The organism is Kushneria sp. EE4 (assembly GCF_977968315.1).
In genome coordinates this window covers 625,733-643,516 of record NZ_OZ386212.1, presented here as the reverse complement: position 1 = coordinate 643,516, position 17,784 = coordinate 625,733, and the positions used below count along the sequence as shown (strand labels likewise).

The window sequence follows — 17,784 nt, the reverse complement described above, 5'->3', positions numbered from 1 at the left end:
ACAATCAGACCGGACTTATGAGCACACTTTATCTTTTTCACAAACCTTTTCAGGTGCTGACCCAGTTCACGGATTCGCAGGGCCGTGCCACGCTTGCCGACTGGCTCGATATCCCTGACATCTACCCTGCCGGCCGACTGGATTACGACAGCGAGGGCCTGCTGCTGCTCACCGATGACGGCATGCTGGCGCATCGAATCACGCACCCTGATCACAAGCAGTCCAAGACCTATCTTGTACTGGTAGAAGGTCAGCCTGATGACAACGCCCTGAAGGCGCTTTCAATGGGCGTCACCCTCAAGGATGGCCCGACCCGGCCGGCCAGAGTCAGAAGAATTGATTCACCGGTCGTTTCCCGACGGGAGCCACCCGTGCGCCATCGCGCCAACATTGTTGACACATGGCTTGAAATATCGATTACCGAGGGGCGTAATCGACAGGTGCGCCGAATGACAGCACACGTGGGTCACCCCACCCTGAGACTGATTCGTACCAGCATCGGTCAGTGGACCCTGAATACCCTGTCTCCGGGCGAGTGGCGGCGCGAGACCATTCATATGCCGCGCCCCGCTCGGCCGGACAGCCCCCGCAAACCACGCGAAAAACTGCGCAGGAAACCACGATGAACCGCTTTTTGCCGCATGTAACGGTCGCCGCTGTCGTGGTCGACCGTGACCGGTTTCTTTTGATCGAAGAGCGTAACCGGCTGGGGCCGGCAACGTCGCCGACAGTGTTTAACCAGCCGGCCGGTCATCTGGAAGCCGATGAGTCCCTGATCGATGCCGTACATCGGGAGACCCTTGAAGAGAGTGGCTGGGACATTACTCTGGACGGCTATCTGGGCCTTTATATCAATACGGCCCCCAACGATGTGGTCTATCACAGCCATACCTTTCTGGCCCACCCGGTACGACGCGTCAGCCGGACACTGGATGAGGGTATTGTGCAGGCGGACTGGTACCATCCGGCGCAGATCGAGGCGCTCGAGCGCGCCGGCCGGCTCAGAAGCCCTCTGGTGGCAAAGCGCGTTCGTGATGCCCTTGAAGCCCCCGTTTACCCGCTAACGCTGATACGGGATCTGAATCATCCATAGGGCGCTGCGAGACGGCGTGGCGCCATGCGGTCACGATCCTGTCTTCCCGCCTGTCAAGGCAGGGGCCGGCTGGCGTATAATGGCGGCCAAATGATTTCTGACGACGGGTACGCCATGACTTTCCCTGTCAACAATACAGCCGCCTCTTCCACGCCATCGAAGGTCATCGTCGGCATGTCCGGCGGTGTGGACTCTTCCGTGACGGCCCTTTTGCTGCTTGAGCAGGGCTATCACGTGGAGGGCCTTTTCATGAAGAACTGGGACGAGGACGACGGCACCGAATACTGCACGGCCAAGGCCGATCTGGCCGATGCCCAGGCCGTCTGCGACCGACTCGGCATCCGCCTGCATACGGCCAATTTTGCCGCCGAGTACTGGGACAATGTGTTCGAGCACTTTCTTGAAGAGTATCGTGCCGGTCGAACACCCAACCCGGACATCCTTTGCAACCGCGAAATCAAGTTCAAGGTGTTTCTCGACTACGCGGAAATGCTGGGCGCTGAACTGATCGCCACCGGTCACTATGTGCGCCGTGAAGACCGTGACGGGCGAACGCTTTTGTGCAAGGGCATCGATGCCAACAAGGATCAAAGCTATTTTCTGCATGCCGTCAGCGAACAGGCCCTGAGCCGCACCCTGTTTCCCATTGGCGAGATGGAAAAGGCTGATGTGCGGGCGCTGGCCGAACAGCATGGTCTGGCCACGGCCCGCAAGAAGGATTCCACCGGTATCTGCTTTATCGGCGAGCGCCGCTTTGCCGATTTTCTGCGTCAGTATCTGCCGGCGCAGTCCGGCCGCATTCAGACGCCGGAAGGTCAGGACATCGGTGAACACATGGGACTGATGTATTACACCCTGGGTCAGCGTCAGGGGCTGGGCATCGGTGGCATCAACGGCTATCCCGAGGCCCCCTGGTATGTGGCGGACAAGGACCTTGAGCGCAACGTCCTGATCGCCGTACAGGGCAAGCATCACGACCTGCTCTATCGACAGTCGCTGACCACCGAGGCCATGCACTGGATCGGCGAGGCCCCGGCGGCACGTGAGTTTCGCGCCAGCGCCAAGATCCGTTATCGCCAGAGCGACCAGCCCTGCCGGGTCATTATCAATGAGGATCAAAGCGTCACGCTGATCTTTGATGAGCCGCAGCGCGCCGTGACCCCCGGACAGTCCGCGGTACTCTATAACGGCAACGTCTGTCTGGGCGGCGCGGTGATTGCCACGACGTTTCATCAGGCGCTGGAGAGTGCAGCATGAACAGTGAGGCGCGTCAGGCACTGGCGCTGGCCGGCGTTTTCCAGGCCGCGACCGTGGTTGATGAACTCGCCCGTACCGGTCATACCGACGAGCGGGCCTGGTCGACCCTGATCCGGGCGACACTGGATACCAATCCTGTTTCGTTCGAGGATGTCTACGGCGGCCAGGTCAACAATCTGCGCCCGGGAATCGAGGCGCTGGATGGTGTGCTGACGCGTCAACAGGTCTCCCCCAACGTCATGCGCTACGGCTTTTCGCTGATTCTGCTCATGCATCGCCTGCGCAAGAACACGGAGATGATGAACACGCTGGGGCAGCGCCTGAGCCGCGTTCAGGGTCAGGCCGAACACTTTGGCGAACTGCACGAAAACGTGATCGCAAGTCTTGGCGAAATCTATCAGGACACCCTGTCCACCTTTCGCTATCGCATCGTGGTACAGGGGGACCCCTCCCTGCTGCAAAGCCGGCAGATGCCCGAGCGCGTCAGGGCCATCCTGCTGGCCGGTGTGCGCTTTGCCCTGCTCTGGCATCAGCAGGGCGGCCGACGCTGGAAATTGGTCGCCGGGCGCAGCGGCATTCGACGCGCACTCAAGTCTCTCGACGAATAATCGCTAGCCGGGCAGCTCTCCCCCGGGCTGCCCCTTTATGTCACAACCATTGGGTACAGACCCGGGAATCACGATGGAACTCTCTGCACTGACCGCTCTTTCCCCTGTCGACGGCCGCTACGGCAGCAAGACGATCGCGCTGCGCGAACACTTCAGCGAGTACGGTCTGATTCGCGCCCGCATCATTGTTGAAGTGCGCTGGCTGGAGCGTCTGGCCGAACACGAGCAGATCGAGGAAGTCCCGCCGCTGTCGAGTGCGACGCGACAGTTTCTGGATCAGCTGATCAGCGATTTTTCCGTTGAAGAGGCCGAGCGCGTCAAGACCATCGAGCGCACCACCAATCACGACGTCAAGGCCATCGAGTACTTTCTCAAGGAGAAGTTCGAAGGCCATGCCGAGCTGGAAGCCATCAGCGAGTTTGTGCACTTTGCCTGCACCAGTGAAGACATCAACAACCTGTCTCACGCCCTGATGCTGCGTGCCGGACTCGACAACGTTTTGCTGCCTGCCATGCGCGAGATCGTCGAGGCCGTGACGGCCCTGTCCCAGGAACACGCCGAACAGCCCATGCTGTCGCGGACCCATGGCCAGACCGCCAGCCCCACAACGCTTGGCAAGGAGATGGCCAATGTGGTGCATCGCCTGCGCCGCCAGCTCAAACAGGTCGAGTCCATCGAAATGATGGGCAAGATCAACGGCGCGGTCGGCAACTACAACGCCCATCTGGCGGCCTATCCGGAAATTGACTGGGCAGAGAACGCGCGTGTGTTCATCGAGCGTCTGGGCCTGAGCTTCAATCCCTACACCACCCAGATCGAACCGCACGACTATATCGCCGAGTTCTTTGACAGCGTCTGTCGCTTCAACACGATCCTGATCGATTTTGATCGCGACGTCTGGGGCTATATTTCGCTGGGCTATTTCAAGCAGCGCACCGTAGAAGGCGAGATTGGCTCTTCCACCATGCCGCACAAGGTCAACCCGATCGACTTTGAAAACTCCGAGGGTAACCTGGGGCTGGCCAATGCCATTCTTGGACATCTGGCCCAGAAACTGCCGATTTCGCGCTGGCAGCGCGACCTGACCGACTCGACCGTACTGCGCAATCTAGGCGTGGGGCTGGCGCATGGCCTGATTGCCTATCAGGCCACGCTCAAGGGCATCAGCAAGCTGGAAAGCAATCCGGCCCGGCTGGACGCCGATCTTGATCAGAGCTGGGAAGTGCTGGCCGAACCGGTCCAGACCGTCATGCGCCGTTACGGCATCGAAAAGCCCTACGAAAAGCTCAAGGCGCTGACTCGCGGGCGTCAGATCGACCAGAAAGGCTTTGCCGAATTCATCGACACGCTTGAGCTGCCTGAAGATGTGAAAGCCCGCCTGAAGACCATGACGCCGGCCAGCTATACCGGCAATGCGGCCGAACAGGCACACGACATCACACGTACTTAAAGCGTGCCAAAAAGCAGGGACACCTCATGACAGATCATACGCACCTCCCGCTGGGCGGCATGTCGGCTGAAATATTTTTGCGCGACTACTGGCAGAAAAAGCCGCTGCTGATCCGGGGCGCCTTTCCCGACTTTCAGTCGCCGCTCGACCCTGATGAGCTGGCAGGCCTGGCCTGCGAAGACAACGTCGAGGCGCGCCTGGTCGAACAGCAAGGTCCGGACAAGCCGTGGCAGGTCTCTCACGGCCCCTTCGATGACGAGACCTTTGCCCGTCTCGGGCGCAGTGACTGGTCCCTGCTGGTTCAGGCCGTGGATCACTACGTGCCGGATGTGGCCGAGCTGCTGGAACATTTCACCTTTATTCCGCGCTGGCGCCTTGATGACATCATGGTCAGCTTCGCGCCACCGGGCGGCAATGTCGGCGCGCACGTCGACAACTATGACGTGTTTCTTTTGCAGGCCAGCGGTCAGCGCCGCTGGCAGCTGGGAGACGTCATGCCCGAGGATGCTCCCATTATCGATGGAATCGATCTTCGCATTCTCGCCGACTTTCAGGTTGCCAACGATCAGGACTGGGTGCTCGAACCCGGCGACATGCTCTATCTGCCCCCGCGCGTGGCCCATCACGGCATCAGCCAGAGTGACGACTGCATGACCTTTTCGGTCGGCTTTCGTGCCCCCTCGGTGGATGAAATGGTCACGTCCTGGGCCGACTATCTGGGTGAGCAGCTCGATGAGTCCTCGCGCTATCACGACCCGGACCTCAAGGCGTCTCAAGATGCGGCCCTGATCGATGACACCACGCTTGCCCGCGTACGCCAGCAGATGCTCACCGCCCTGGACAACCCCGAACAGATGGCGCAGTGGTTCGGACGCACCATGACCCAGGTGAAATATCCTGATCAGTTGATGCCGCCCGTAACACCGGCCAGCGAAGAGACGCTGCGCAGCGCGCTTTCAGAAGGCGATCTGCTGGAACCGGCACCGGGCTCGCGTCTGGCATGGCACCCGCAGGGCGAGCAGGCCACGCTATTTGTCGACGGTGACGGCTACAGCTGCAGCACTGCACTGGCACAGCGCCTCTCCGGTACCCGAATCCTAGATCAGGAAGTTCTGGCACTGGAAGGCGCCGCCGCCCTGCTCGCCATGCTGATCAACCGCGGCAGCCTGCGCTGGGTAGAAGACGACGATATGGAAGACGATGATGAATTCGCGGACGACTGATCATGCATGACGACATCACGATCGAAACAGGTGACTGGGTCTCGTTGAACGGGGCCTGCCGCCACATTCGATATGTCGTGTTCGTTCAGGAGCAGGGGGTAGACGAAAGCGAGGAGCTGGATGCCCTTGACCCCGAGTGCACCCACTTTGTGATGCGCGATGGCGCCACCCCCTGTGGGACGGCCAGGCTGCTGCCCGATGGCCATATCGGTCGCGTTGCCATTCTCTTTTCTTGTCGAGGACGCGGGTTTGGCGCTCGGCTGATGCGTCACATTATCGCTTACGCCCGAACGCAGGGGTTTGCTCATTGCATGCTCAGCGCACAGACGCATGCCACGGGATTTTATGAGCAGCTGGGATTTGTGGCGCACGGCGAGGTTTACATGGACGCGGGCATTGCCCATCGTGACATGACCCTGAGTCCTGCCTGAGCATCATTACCTCATCGCTGGCAGTTGATATGCCTGCAGGCTACAGTGTTGCAGCATATCTTCTGACAGTCGGTCTGGCAGCCGCCCTGATCCTATTGATAGAGTGGCTGAAACCTGTCCCTGTTTCGATTGTCAAACAGCGTTCCAGAACAAACAGTCCGTCGGTGAATCATGCCGGCGCAGGAGTGACCCATGAAGCGTTATCTCGTCGTTGCAGCCCTTGGTGCCCTGACCCTTGGTGGGTGCGCCAATAGTGATATCTATTCCGGTAACACCTATACCGGCAATCAGGCCAAGACTGCCCGCAATGTCACCTATGGCACGGTAACGGGCGTACGCCCGGTGACCATTCAGGCTGGTAACGAAAACGACTCCGGTCTGGGCGGCATCGGTGGCGCCGTACTGGGCGGTCTGCTGGGCAACCAGTTCGGCGGCGGCTCCGGACGTGTTCTGACCACGGCCGTGGGCGGTATCGGCGGCGCCGTTGCCGGCAGCAGAGTCGAGGACCGCGTCAATCAGGTCAGCGCCTATGAAATCCAGGTGCGCACCGACAGCGGTCAGGACATGGTGGTCGTGCAAAAGGCCGACACCCCCTACCAGCCCGGCCAGCGCGTCAGGCTGATCGGCTCCGGCAACAGCATGAGTATTGCCCCCGAATAAGGCGCTCACGCCCGCCCTGCCATCGTTGCCCCGAAAACCGCCCTCGTGGCGGTTTTTTTGTTGCGTTAAAGACTGTAAGCATTATCCCTGATCATCGTCTAAAGTAAGCCCGTTAACGAAAATAGCGTCATTAAAACGGGAACCCTATTCATGATCTGTCGAGCGATACTTCTGGGCAGCGGCCTGCTCCTTTCTGCCTCTGCCATGGCAGATGGTGTTTTGACCCTCAAGCTTTCCAACGATTTTTTTACGACCCGAAGCGATGATGGTCACTATACCAATGGTTTTGAAGGCAGCTGGAGCTTTGAGCCGGAAAGCGACCACTGGACACGCTCGGTGGCCGACTGGATTCCAGGATGGGCCCACGATGAAGTTGATGTGGCCTCCTATCGCTTCGGCCAGCAGATGTATACCCCGGAAGATACCGATCGCCGCGACCTGATCACCGATGACCGACCCTATGCAGGCTATCTCTATGGCGGCCTGTCGCTGTATCGCCATCACCTCACGCCACAGTGGCGCGTTAATGATGCCTTCTCGCTGGACATCGGCCTGATTGGCCCGGGATCAGGGGCGAAGACAGTGCAAAAAAACTTTCATCATCTGGTCGACAGTGACGACCCGAAGGGCTGGCACAACCAGCTGCATAACGAGCCCACCGTCACACTTGCCATGCAGCGCAGCTGGTGGCATCGCAACACGCTGGGCAGTCTCGCGCTGGAATATGGTCCCAACGCGGGTTTCGCGGTGGGCAATCTTTATGACTATGCTTCGGCAGGACTCGGCATTCGTCTGGGTCGACGGCTTGACGATCAATACGCCACCCCGGGCTCTGCGCCCTACTCGTCCTCGAACATGATGTTTTCTCGCGACCGCCGTTTTAACTGGTACGTCTTTGGCAATGCCCAGGGTCGCTTTGTAGCACGCAACATGCTGCTCGACGGCAACACCTTTCGAAACAGCCACAGTGTCGACAAGCGACAATGGGTCGGTGACCTGGAACTGGGTGGCGCAATATCATGGGATCGCTACAATTTAAGTCTGACGACTCTGAAGCGCAGCCGCGAGTTCGAACGCCAGGATGAAGGGGACTACTTTGGCGTCGTGACGTTGTCCAGCTGGCTGTAGATCTGCTGCGTGAAAGGTAACGTCCGACGATCCATCGCTTCATAGCGGTTGATTATTAAAACGATAAGAAACACTGTAAAAAAATAACGTGACAAACAAAACAGTGTTCTCTATAGTTGATACCAAGCATTAGGAAACAGCGTTTTACAACTATAACCCCATCGATATGAACGTTTTCATTTCGAGCAAGGAGAAGATCATGACTCTGAACAAACTCTTCGCAGCTTCTGTTCTGGTAGGCACCAGCGTTTTCGCCGCTCAGTCTGCCATGGCTTATGGTCAGGGCGATGTCTTTGTCCGTGGCGGTGTTGTCAAGTCCGAAACGACCGGTACCGGCAACTACAAGGACGACACCAACTGGTTCGGCGCTGTTGGCGTCATGCCGACCGACAACCTGGGTATCGAAGTCAACACCACCCAGAAGTCCACTTTCGACGGCAGCGGTACCAGCGGCAAGTTTGAATCGCGTCCGGTCAGCCTGATGGCTCAGTATTACCCGCTGGGCGGCACTGACTCCAAGGTTCAGCCCTACGTTGGCGGCGGTGCAACCTACACGACCTTCACCAACTCCAGTGCTGAAGACGGCACCAAGAGCCTCAAGAGCCGTCAGTGGGCACCCTCTGCACAGCTCGGTGTTGATCTGCAGATCACTGATAACTGGGGCGTCAGCAGCTTTGCCCAGTACACCGACATCAGCGCTGAGTACAACGAAGGCGGCAAGCAGAAGCTCGACCCGCTGGCAGTTGGCGCCGGCGTCTCCTTCCGCTTCTAAGTGGATGACATAAAAGGTTCTGTGTGAATCTGATACAGAACATGAAAGGCCACCTTCGGGTGGCCTTTTTCGTATCAGTCATTCTGGAGGCTGCAGAAAAGATCAACGAGGCGTATTGCGGGCAATGCCAAGCGCCAGCAACGCGTCATCGCTCAATGTTTCCACACATTGCTGCTGACGCAAACGCTCGAAATAGGTCTGGCTGAGAAAGCGCTCTCCTGCCAGCAGATGTGTCAGGTACTCTCTTGCCGGGACGCGATCTGATGCGGTTTTGTCGGGCAGGGCCACGTAAACCCACGCTGCCAGAAGTCCATGCGCCGTATCGACCATTTCGACCTGACGGCAATATTCGCTCGGGTGTCCTTCAAAGGGGTCCATCTGTCTGATCTGAGTCGGATGATTCAACTCATACAGCACACCTTCTACATGCGCTCCCGCTTCTTTTCTGACATTGGCATGCGCCACGCCATCGATTCGCGAAGCCTTGTCAAAGTAAAGCCGCCAGTCCTTGAGCGTTGCCGACAGCGTGCATCGGGTATCTCCGACGCGGGCCTGCATTCTGGCAACGTTCATGTTGCTGCCGTAGGCAAAATAGTAATGCACCTCCACATCGCTATCGACGGCACAGCCGCTCATTGTGCCTCCTGTGCTCTCAGCTCTCCATTGACCAGCACGTTGTCCACATCGTACAGCGCTTCAAGAATGGGCAGGCGAACGCTGGTTTTGCTTTCCTGAAGATAGATTTCGGCGGCCGGGGCGATATTGGCACTGCCCGGCAGTGCCTGCTCACTCTCCATCAGGCTTCGCAACCTGGGGATCAGGACAAAGCGCAGCCACTGGCCCAGTGACATGGTATCGGCGTAAAAGGGCTGCTCGCTGTCAAAGTCGGAAGGTGTCGGCTGAGGCTGATTCTGCCAGAGATCGCCGGCGCGCATGGCAGCTTCAAGGCGTGTCAGTGCAACATCCAGTGATTCGTATTGCGTCATGGTGGGTTCCGATCATGAAGGGTTGATAGGAATCATTATGGGGGCCCTGAGCGGCGAATAAAATGATGAAGGCCTGATGCAGGGCCGACCCTGGCGAGCACGCCCTTTTACACAGATCGCCTGAATGAACGTGTGGATAAGATCGGGATAGTTTTGTCTGGCGGCGTTAATTCGCCGGCTTCAGAAAATTGTTTATTTTTTGCACGATCCTGAACTGGCGCGCCGCGCATCAACACGATACATTGCGCGGCCGCGCCGACATGAACCCTTCTGGAACTGCCCTGATGTTAACGCCGACACTGGTCGATCTTTTTGAGAACGCCGACATCACACCCCGAATCTATCATCTCGGGCGTCGGATCACGCCCTGCACCATTGAGCACTTCAGGGCCTTTGAAGCACAGCAGTTGGCATGGTCCCAGCCGTGGCAATCACAGGCACAGGTCGCACTGGTCTTTACGCCCGCTCCGGAGTGCGACTTCATCATCTGGTGTCTGGCCCTGCCGCTGGATGAGCAGTCCATGCTGGTACCGGCCCCGCGCGATCACTTCCTTGAACAGCTGATGAGCACCTTCCAGCGTGCGCCCGACGGCACCGTGGCGCTCGACAGTGCCGCAGAAACCCTCAAGGATGTGGCGATTGCTCTTCAACCCGGTGATCTCACCAAAGCGATGCTGCATGCACGCATCTCTTCGGACCTTGAGCTGCCTGCCAGCCGGTATCACGATGACGCTCGAGCCTATTATCTAAGCGACAGCCCGCAGACGTGGCAGCATCTGGGACTGCAGGGCATTGCCGATCTGGTTACCCGCAAATCAGACGCCGACGAAACAGCCTTGTCGAACCGAATAGACGCCCTCCCCGACCAGGCCCTTGCCGCCCTGTGTGATGGCCTTGCCCATGCGCCCATACAGCACAGCGCACTGCTCGATGCCCTGATCGCTCAATACGAGGCAAGAACCGATCACTCGATCAGACAGGCAATATCAGGCGCCATACTGGCAAGCCCGCTTGATGGCGCAGGCACCTGGCTGGAGCGCCTTCTCGATGATTCTGAAGATGCCACGGTATTTGCCATTATTGCCGCTCGCGGCTGGCATCATCTTGAACATGAACGCCGCTGCATCGACTATCTTGACAATATCTCGCAGCTTGAAGCGCACGATTTCAGGGTGCTGGTTCGAGACCTGACGCGAATCCCGCGCCTTCGTCTGCCCATGATCATGGCAATGAAACAGGCAAGCCCCGGCTCAACCCTGTGCCAGCAGATCGACGCGATACAGAGAGAACAGCATGGATGAGCTACCCTATACGCCAAGAGCCATCGTGGGTCGTCGGGAAATGGTGGCCCTGCCAGAACTCGATCTACGTCTGGCCTGCAAGATCGATACCGGCGCCAGGACCTCTGCCCTGCATGCCGACAATATTCATGCTTTCGAGCAGCATGGCCAGTGGTGGGTCAGCTTCGGGACCTGGAGCGGTGAAGGCACCCGGGAAACAAGCCGTTTCACCCTGCCACTCAGCGACCGTCGCAAGGTCAGAAGTTCCAATGGCCATGCCAGCTGGCGATACGTTATTCGCACAACCATGCAACTGGGGGAACTGACCCAGGAACTGGATCTGACCCTGGTTGATCGCGCTGCCATGAAACACCCCATGCTGCTGGGACGTCGTGCTATGAGAAGGGTGCTGGTTGCCCCGGGCACCGCCTTCCTGCATGGCACACCCTGAGCCCTGCTCAAAAGGACTTCTCATGCATATCGCCCTGTTGTCCCGCAATCGCAACCTTTACTCCACAAGGCGACTGATCGAGGCCGCCGAGCAACGTGGACACACGGTGCGTGTGATCGACACGCTGCGCTGCTACATGAACATCGCCTCGCACCACCCAACGATTCACTATCGTGGCGAGCAGCTCGAGCCCTTTGATGCCGTCATTCCACGCATCGGTGCCTCGGTCACCTTTTACGGCACCGCCGTGCTGCGCCAGTTCGAGATGATGGGTACCTATGTGCTCAATGACTCGGTCGGCATCACCCGCTCACGGGACAAGCTGCGTTCGCTGCAGCTTTTGTCGCGCAAGGGGCTGGGGCTGCCGATTACCGGGTTTGCCCATTCACCCGACGATATTCCTGACCTGATCAAGATGGTCAAGGGCGCGCCGCTGGTCATCAAGCTGCTGGAAGGCACTCAGGGCATCGGTGTCGTGCTGGCAGAAACCCAGCAGGCAGCGGAGAGCGTGATCCAGGCCTTCATGGGGCTCAATGCCAATATCATGGTGCAGGAGTACATCAAGGAAGCGCGCGGTGCCGACCTGCGCTGCTTTGTGGTCGGTGACAAGGTGGTCGCTGCCATGAAGCGTCAGGCCGCTGAAGGCGAGTTTCGCTCCAACCTGCACCGCGGAGGCAGCGCCAGCAGCATTCGCATCACGCCCGAAGAGCGCTCTACCGCCATTCGCGCGGCCAAGGCCATGGGGCTGCAGGTGGCAGGCGTTGATCTTCTGCGCTCCAATCACGGGCCGGTGATCATGGAAGTAAACTCATCCCCCGGGCTTCAGGGCATTGAAACCAGCACCGGAAAGGACGTGGCAGGCATGATTATCGAACACATTGCCCGCAACGCGGCACCGGTAAAAAAGGCACCGCCACGCCCCAGGGGCTGACAGGGCTTGAAGGCATTGCCTGTCCTGCACACGCGCAACATCATCAGCAGGCATTTTCCTGGATAAATCCCTGCTGATGGATGTTAGAAATTTCCTCAGCGCGTTAGAATTTCAATGCCTTCCCCATTTTCTGGCATCAGTGGAGATAGTCCCTCATGTTTCTCGATAATCGCCAGGCGGCGATGGATAGCCTGCTCGAGGCTCTGGCCGATAGCCTTGACTACTATCAGGACAATGTTGCCCGCCTGCGTAATGACATGCGTGAGGCGTTGACTCCCTGCTTTGAAGAGCGCCGTCAGGACATGCGTCTGCTGCAGCAGCAGGCCCGGCGCCATCTTGATCTTCTTCCTCGTGATGCCGACGTCGAGCGCGATGATTACCTCTGGCTGTGGAGCCGGCTCAAGAGTTTTGTAGTCAACAATGAGCACGTGTTGATCAACGAACTGCTCGAGCAGGAGCGCATCATCATGCAGGCGCTTTCCACCATGATGACCCATGCCCTGCCCGAAGAGATCGAGCCTGTCATGGAACGGCTGTGGAAGAACTGCCGCGCCACCATTCGCGTGTTGCATCAGTATCAGCACCAGAAAAAGCGCTGATTACCCCATCGATCAAAGGAGGCGCCAGCCCTGTGTCGGGCTCTCACTACGCCGCGGTTCGAGCGTATCACGCAGATCCTCGAGAGCATGCTCCACGGGCAGCGGCATGGGTACACGCCGATAGACGGGAATAATGCTGCCGGGGTCGCCCGAGTCGGTTGGCAGCACAATACCCGGTCCCAGAAAGTAGGGGCGGCGATCAAACAGGTAGAGATCCATAACGATCTGTACGCGAGCGAGCACCTCTCTTGCCCACATCCAGCGGTCGTCGAACATCGAACGCTCACGCGTGGCGCACCCTCTGGCGTCAAGGCCGAGATATCGAGCAATGAACACCGCCCTGGGCAGGTGCCAGCGCTGGGAAACCAGCGTGACGCTTGAGACCCCAAAGACATCCCGGCTGCGCGCCAGCGTATCGAAGGTGCTGAAGCCGGCGTAGTCCAGCGTCATCGCCGCATCCGGTATCTGCTGTCGACGAAGGTCGCGCCACATACGGATGGGTTCGTTGTAGTAGCGCGTATGGTTGTCACCTGATACCAGCAGGTGATCCACCTGCCCCGATTTCCAGAGACTGGCGGCCAGATCCAGCCTGGCCCGATACCAGGGATTCTCACCGCCACCGCGCAATCCATAGGATGTCCCAAAGACCAGCCCCACCGGCTCATGGACACACTGCCCGCTTTCAAGCGTGATGCTGGCATGGGTCTTTCGCCATACCCAATAGTTGGCGCTCACCGTTACGACAACGACCAGCACCAACGCCATGGCACCCACGATTGCCATGCCCTTGAGCAATCCTGCCATGTATCTATTCATTTGCCAGGGGATCACCAAAACAGACCGTCTGCCAGCTTAAGCGAGTGCCCCCTACCGGGCAATACCCATAAAAAAACGCCTCGCAGATCCTGTCTGCGAGGCGTTTTTTCATCAGGTGACAACACCTAGAACATATTGAGCGCAAGCCTTGCCTCGTCACTCATCATCTCGCGCGACCATGGCGGATCAAAGACCAGCTCAACGTTGACGCGATTGATCTGCTCGGCCCCCATGATCTTGTGCTTGGCATCTTCAGCGATGACTTCACCCATGCCACAGCCGGGTGCTGTCAGCGTCATCCTGATCTGCGCCATCTTCTGGCCATCAATCAACGTTGTGATCTTACAGCCATAGACCAGCCCCAGCTCGACGATATCAACCGGTATCTCCGGGTCAAAACAGGTGCGAAGCTGCGCCCAGGCAAAGGCTTCCAGCTCCTGGTCGGTGGCGCCATCATCAAGATGCGGCCTTTCCATGGGCTCCATGCCAAAGGCATCCAGATTGAAGCCTTCAATCAGAAACATGTTGCCCTTGTGAAGCACCGACACCGAGGTTCCGAGTGCCTGCATGACCTGAACCGTCTCATCCTCGTCCAGCCAGACCGGCTTGCCGAAGGGAATCGAAATGGCCTCAACGCTGCGTTGCAGCGGTAGCTGTTGCCCTTTTTGCAAAGACGCGATCGCGCTCATCAAACTCCCTCACTGGTCATGCTCAATCTCGCACCATGGTGACGACCCGCTGCAGAGAATCGACGAAATAATCGATTTCTTCCAGCGTGTTGTAAGCGGCAAACGATGCCCGACAGGTCGCATCAAGGCCATAATGATGCATCAAGGGCTGCGCGCAGTGGTGTCCGGTACGTATGGCCACGCCGAACTGATCGACCAGCAGACCAATATCCTGCGAATGCGCCCCTTCTACCACAAAGGAGATTACGGCCGCCTTGTGCGGCGCTTCACCGATAATGCGCATGCCATCGATTTCCTTCATGCGCTCGGTGGCGTGCTTCAAAAGACGCTGTTCCCAGTCTTCGAGTAGATCGAAGTGAAGATTGGTCACCCAACGAATGGCACGTTCCAGCGCAATGACCTCGGCGATTGCGGGCGTGCCCGCCTCGAACCGATGCGGCGGCTCGGCAAAACGGGTACCGTCCTCGAGGCTGACGGTCTTGATCATCTCGCCGCCACCCTGCCAGGGCGGCATGCGCTCAAGCAGCGAAAGACGGCCATAAAGCACGCCGACGCCGGTCGGCCCGTAAAGCTTGTGCCCCGAAAAAGCGTAGAAATCGGCATCCAGCGCCTGAACGTCAACACGCGTATGGGCCACCGCCTGGGCGCCGTCAACCAGAATCCGGGCATTGTGGTCGTGGGCGACACGCGCCATCTCGGCGACCGGGTTGACCGTTCCCAGCGCATTGGACACGTGCGACACACAGACCAGACGGGTTTTGTCAGTAAAGAGCTCGCGATAGGCCGCCATATCCAGCTCACCGCGCTCGTTCACTGGAATGATCCGGATGGTCAGGCCCTTTTCCTGCGCCAGCATTTGCCAGGGCACGATATTGGAGTGGTGCTCCAGTCGTGAGATCAGGATCTCGTCGCCTTCAACAAGCTGGCTTCGACCCCAGCTCTGGGCGACCAGATTGATGGCTTCCGTCGTGCCGCGAGTAAAGATGATTTCGCGAACATCTTCAGCATTGACGAACTCACGCACGGTGTCGCGGCTGTGCTCATAGGCCTGCGTGGCTTCATCGGCCAGGCGATGCAGCCCGCGATGGATATTGGCGTTGTAACGCTCAAAATAATCCACCCAGGTATCCAGCACGGCTTTTGGCGTCTGGGTTGTGGCGGCATTGTCAAAATAGACCAGCGCCTTGTCCCCGTGCACCTTGCGGCCCAGCACGGGAAATTCCGCGCGCAGGGCCTGAACATCCAGCGTGAGTTCGTCGGTCATGCTCATAGCGAAGTATCTTCTACCAGGCTTTCGAGATTGAAGCGGTCAGGCAGCTTGCCCGCTACCGCGCGCTCGACACGATCGGTCAGCACGCTGTGGCGAATGCGCTCCATGACCTCGTTGGCAAAGGCCAGCGTCAGCAGCCCGCGTGCCATCTGCTCATCGATGCCGCGAGCACGCAGGGCGAAGATGGCGTTCTCATCCAGCTGACCGGTGGTCGTGCCATGAGAGCACTGCACATCGTCGGCGTAGATCTCAAGCTCCGGCTTGGTGTCGATCTCGGCACGATCGGAAAGCAACAGGTTGGCATTGTTCTGATAGCCCAGCACCTGCTGCGCATCGCGCTTGATGTACACCCGGCCATTGAAGACCCCGCGGGCACGGCCATCGAGAATACCCTTGTAGTTCTCGTTGGAATACGTGCGCGGTGCGTTGTGGTTGACCTTGGTGTGATTGTCGATGTGCTGACGATCCTGACCGAAGAAGAGCCCCAGCAGATCCACCGTGGCGTTTTCGTCGTTGAGGTCGCTGATCAGATCATTGCGTACGACCGCGCCACCCAGATTCAGGTTATGCGAGGTGAAGTTCGTGTCGCGCTTTTGATCCACCTGGAGGCTGGCCACGTGATACTCACTCTGGCTCGCTTCCTGCAGCTTGTAGTGCGACAGCCGGGATGCCGGCAACATGTCGATCTCGGTAACCACATTGGTGAGGTTGGCCGCACCCTGCTCACCCGCGTAATGCTCGATCAGGGTGGCTTCGCTTTCGCTGCCACAGCGCACGAGAATGCGCGGATGGCTCATTACGGGCGCGGCGTTGTTGCGCGAAATGAACAGCAGATAGATCGGTGTTTCGACGGCCTGACCCTTGCCAATGGTCACGACAGCCCCTTCTCCGGTCAATGCCGTGTTCAGCGCCGTAAAGGCCGAGAAATCGATATCGGTGATGCGACCAAACTGTTCACTGACCGCGTGCTGATCGCCTTCCAGCGCCTGAGACAGCGATGTAACAGCCACGCCTTCAGGCAGTTTATCGAGATCGGAGAGCTCAGCATTGAACATGCCATCGACAAATACCAGTCGGCAGGCATCGATATCGAGCTTGAGCGCGTCAAAGCGCGCCTGATCGAGTTCGGCACTATCAGCCTGCCCAAACTCGATGCTGGAAAGTCGCGACATGTCGGTATATTTCCACGCCTCTTCACGACGCGTGGGAAAGCCGACCGTTTCAAAATGCGCGGCGCCTGCGCGGCGCTTTTCGGTGAGCCACTCGGCCTCACCGGCAGGCGCTGCATGCAGACGCGTCATGAGTGTTTCAGGCAGGCTCATGCAGCAGGCTCCTCGACAACCCATTCATAACCGCGTGCTTCAAGCTCTTCAGCCAGATGACGATCACCTGATTTGGCAATACGCCCGTCAATCAGTACATGGACCTGATCAGGGGTGATGTGATCGAGAAGACGCTGATAGTGCGTCACCATCAAAATGGCGCGGTTTTCGTCACGCAGCGAATTGACCCCTTCGGCCACGACTTTCATGGCATCGATATCAAGACCGGAGTCGATCTCGTCAAGCAGGGCCAGCTTCGGCTGAAGCACCAGCATCTGCAGGATTTCGTTGCGCTTTTTCTCGCCGCCCGAAAATCCTTCGTTAACGGCACGATGCAGAAAGCTCGAATCCATCTTCATGAAGTCGATCTTTTCCTTGATCAGCTTCATGAATTCAGGCGCCGGCATCTCGTCCAGCCCCTGGGCGGCGCGCTGGGCATTGAGCGCCGACTTGAGCAGATAGATGTTTTTGACCCCCGGAATCTCGACCGGATACTGAAAGCCCATCAGAAGGCCTGCCTGCGCACGCTCTTCGACTTCCATCTCCATGAGGTCCTTGCCATCAAAGGTGATGGTGCCCTGAGTGACCTCGTAGCCATCGCGACCGGCCAGCACGGCTGACAGTGTCGACTTGCCCGCGCCGTTGGGGCCCATGATGGCGTGTACTTCACCGGGATTGATGGTCAACGTGATTCCCTTGAGGATTTCGTTGCCTTCTACCGTCGCGTGAAGATCCTTGATCTCGAGCATGTTGTAACCCTGATTCTGTAATGATGCGCCGCTCAGGCGGCTACACGAAAATTGCCGGTACGGGCAGCC

21 protein-coding genes are annotated in these 17,784 nt (G+C 58.4%); 14 read left to right on the top strand and 7 right to left on the bottom strand.

Going from position 1 to position 17,784, the window contains the following annotated elements; translation table 11 throughout:
- Window positions 1-17 precede the first annotated feature (17 nt).
- The 10 genes from ACXMYO_RS02890 (at window position 18) to ACXMYO_RS02845 (ending at window position 8,622) form a co-directional block, all read left to right on the top strand.
- A complete protein-coding gene (locus tag ACXMYO_RS02890; RefSeq protein WP_438766667.1) occupies window positions 18-626 on the top strand; it encodes a pseudouridine synthase in 609 nt (202 codons plus the stop codon).
- The gene (locus ACXMYO_RS02885) at window positions 623-1,093 is read left to right on the top strand and encodes an NUDIX domain-containing protein (RefSeq protein WP_457807763.1); all 471 of its coding nucleotides are present in this window, start codon (window positions 623-625) and stop codon (window positions 1,091-1,093) included. The genes ACXMYO_RS02890 and ACXMYO_RS02885 overlap by 4 nt, the downstream gene beginning before the upstream one ends.
- Before the next feature lie 114 nt (window positions 1,094-1,207).
- A complete protein-coding gene (mnmA, locus tag ACXMYO_RS02880; protein ID WP_457807762.1) occupies window positions 1,208-2,350 on the top strand; it encodes a tRNA 2-thiouridine(34) synthase MnmA in 1,143 nt (380 codons plus the stop codon).
- Entirely contained in the window at window positions 2,347-2,958 is a 612-nt protein-coding gene (hflD, locus tag ACXMYO_RS02875) for a high frequency lysogenization protein HflD (RefSeq protein WP_457807761.1), read from the top strand. The genes mnmA and hflD overlap by 4 nt, the downstream gene beginning before the upstream one ends.
- A 73-nt stretch (window positions 2,959-3,031) precedes the next feature.
- Window positions 3,032-4,408, top strand: coding sequence for an adenylosuccinate lyase (purB, locus tag ACXMYO_RS02870; RefSeq protein WP_438766662.1), 1,377 nt, complete (start codon window positions 3,032-3,034; stop codon window positions 4,406-4,408).
- Window positions 4,409-4,434: 26 nt separating this feature from the next.
- Window positions 4,435-5,631 carry a JmjC domain-containing protein gene (locus ACXMYO_RS02865; RefSeq protein WP_457807760.1) on the top strand — a complete coding sequence of 399 codons (1,197 nt, stop codon included), beginning with the start codon at window positions 4,435-4,437 and terminating at the stop codon, window positions 5,629-5,631.
- A gap of 2 nt (window positions 5,632-5,633) precedes the next feature.
- Window positions 5,634-6,062 carry a GNAT family N-acetyltransferase gene (locus ACXMYO_RS02860; protein ID WP_457807759.1) on the top strand — a complete coding sequence of 143 codons (429 nt, stop codon included), beginning with the start codon at window positions 5,634-5,636 and terminating at the stop codon, window positions 6,060-6,062.
- Window positions 6,063-6,254: 192 nt separating this feature from the next.
- Complete coding sequence (locus ACXMYO_RS02855) at window positions 6,255-6,722, top strand: glycine zipper 2TM domain-containing protein (protein ID WP_438766659.1); 468 nt, start codon at window positions 6,255-6,257, stop codon at window positions 6,720-6,722.
- A 150-nt stretch (window positions 6,723-6,872) separates the two neighbouring features.
- A complete protein-coding gene (locus ACXMYO_RS02850; RefSeq protein ID WP_438766658.1) occupies window positions 6,873-7,850 on the top strand; it encodes a lipid A deacylase LpxR family protein in 978 nt (325 codons plus the stop codon).
- Window positions 7,851-8,049: 199 nt separating this feature from the next.
- Complete coding sequence (locus ACXMYO_RS02845) at window positions 8,050-8,622, top strand: OmpW family outer membrane protein (RefSeq protein ID WP_438766656.1); 573 nt, start codon at window positions 8,050-8,052, stop codon at window positions 8,620-8,622.
- Window positions 8,623-8,724: 102 nt separating this feature from the next.
- Here the strand turns inward: ACXMYO_RS02845 and ACXMYO_RS02840 are convergent, their stop codons facing one another.
- Together ACXMYO_RS02840 and ACXMYO_RS02835 are read right to left on the bottom strand one after the other, a co-directional pair.
- Window positions 8,725-9,258: a gamma-glutamylcyclotransferase gene (locus ACXMYO_RS02840; protein WP_438766655.1), complete on the bottom strand. Its 534-nt coding sequence runs from the start codon at window positions 9,256-9,258 to the stop codon at window positions 8,725-8,727.
- A complete protein-coding gene (locus ACXMYO_RS02835; RefSeq protein ID WP_457807758.1) occupies window positions 9,255-9,608 on the bottom strand; it encodes a YqcC family protein in 354 nt (117 codons plus the stop codon). Before ACXMYO_RS02835 ends, ACXMYO_RS02840 begins: the two co-directional genes overlap by 4 nt.
- Window positions 9,609-9,892: 284 nt before the next feature.
- On the opposite strand from ACXMYO_RS02835, the gene ACXMYO_RS02830 reads away from it, so the two are divergent.
- From ACXMYO_RS02830 to ACXMYO_RS02815, 4 genes are all read left to right on the top strand, one after another.
- Window positions 9,893-10,909 carry a DUF3549 family protein gene (locus ACXMYO_RS02830; RefSeq protein WP_457807757.1) on the top strand — a complete coding sequence of 339 codons (1,017 nt, stop codon included), beginning with the start codon at window positions 9,893-9,895 and terminating at the stop codon, window positions 10,907-10,909.
- Window positions 10,902-11,339, top strand: a complete 438-nt coding sequence (locus tag ACXMYO_RS02825; RefSeq protein WP_438766652.1) for a putative ATP-dependent zinc protease — start codon at window positions 10,902-10,904, stop codon at window positions 11,337-11,339. The genes ACXMYO_RS02830 and ACXMYO_RS02825 overlap by 8 nt, the downstream gene beginning before the upstream one ends.
- A gap of 22 nt (window positions 11,340-11,361) precedes the next feature.
- Window positions 11,362-12,270 carry a 30S ribosomal protein S6--L-glutamate ligase gene (gene rimK / locus ACXMYO_RS02820; RefSeq protein ID WP_438766651.1) on the top strand — a complete coding sequence of 303 codons (909 nt, stop codon included), beginning with the start codon at window positions 11,362-11,364 and terminating at the stop codon, window positions 12,268-12,270.
- Between the two features lie 155 nt (window positions 12,271-12,425).
- Window positions 12,426-12,869 (top strand): hypothetical protein, encoded by a 444-nt coding sequence (locus tag ACXMYO_RS02815; RefSeq protein WP_438766650.1) that lies wholly within the window; start codon window positions 12,426-12,428, stop codon window positions 12,867-12,869.
- Window positions 12,870-12,881: 12 nt separating this feature from the next.
- Here ACXMYO_RS02815 and ACXMYO_RS02810 read toward each other — a convergent pair whose 3' ends face one another.
- From ACXMYO_RS02810 to sufC, 5 genes are all read right to left on the bottom strand, one after another.
- Window positions 12,882-13,673 (bottom strand): SanA/YdcF family protein, encoded by a 792-nt coding sequence (locus ACXMYO_RS02810; protein ID WP_457807756.1) that lies wholly within the window; start codon window positions 13,671-13,673, stop codon window positions 12,882-12,884.
- Between the two features lie 137 nt (window positions 13,674-13,810).
- Complete coding sequence (gene sufT, locus ACXMYO_RS02805; protein WP_438766648.1) at window positions 13,811-14,374, bottom strand: putative Fe-S cluster assembly protein SufT; 564 nt, start codon at window positions 14,372-14,374, stop codon at window positions 13,811-13,813.
- 22 nt (window positions 14,375-14,396) lie between these two features.
- Window positions 14,397-15,644 carry a SufS family cysteine desulfurase gene (locus ACXMYO_RS02800; protein WP_438766646.1) on the bottom strand — a complete coding sequence of 416 codons (1,248 nt, stop codon included), beginning with the start codon at window positions 15,642-15,644 and terminating at the stop codon, window positions 14,397-14,399.
- Entirely contained in the window at window positions 15,641-16,966 is a 1,326-nt protein-coding gene (gene sufD, locus ACXMYO_RS02795) for a Fe-S cluster assembly protein SufD (protein WP_457807755.1), read from the bottom strand. The genes ACXMYO_RS02800 and sufD overlap by 4 nt, the downstream gene beginning before the upstream one ends.
- Window positions 16,963-17,715, bottom strand: coding sequence for a Fe-S cluster assembly ATPase SufC (gene sufC, locus ACXMYO_RS02790; RefSeq protein ID WP_457807754.1), 753 nt, complete (start codon window positions 17,713-17,715; stop codon window positions 16,963-16,965). The genes sufD and sufC overlap by 4 nt, the downstream gene beginning before the upstream one ends.
- Between the last annotated feature and the right edge of the window lie 69 nt (window positions 17,716-17,784).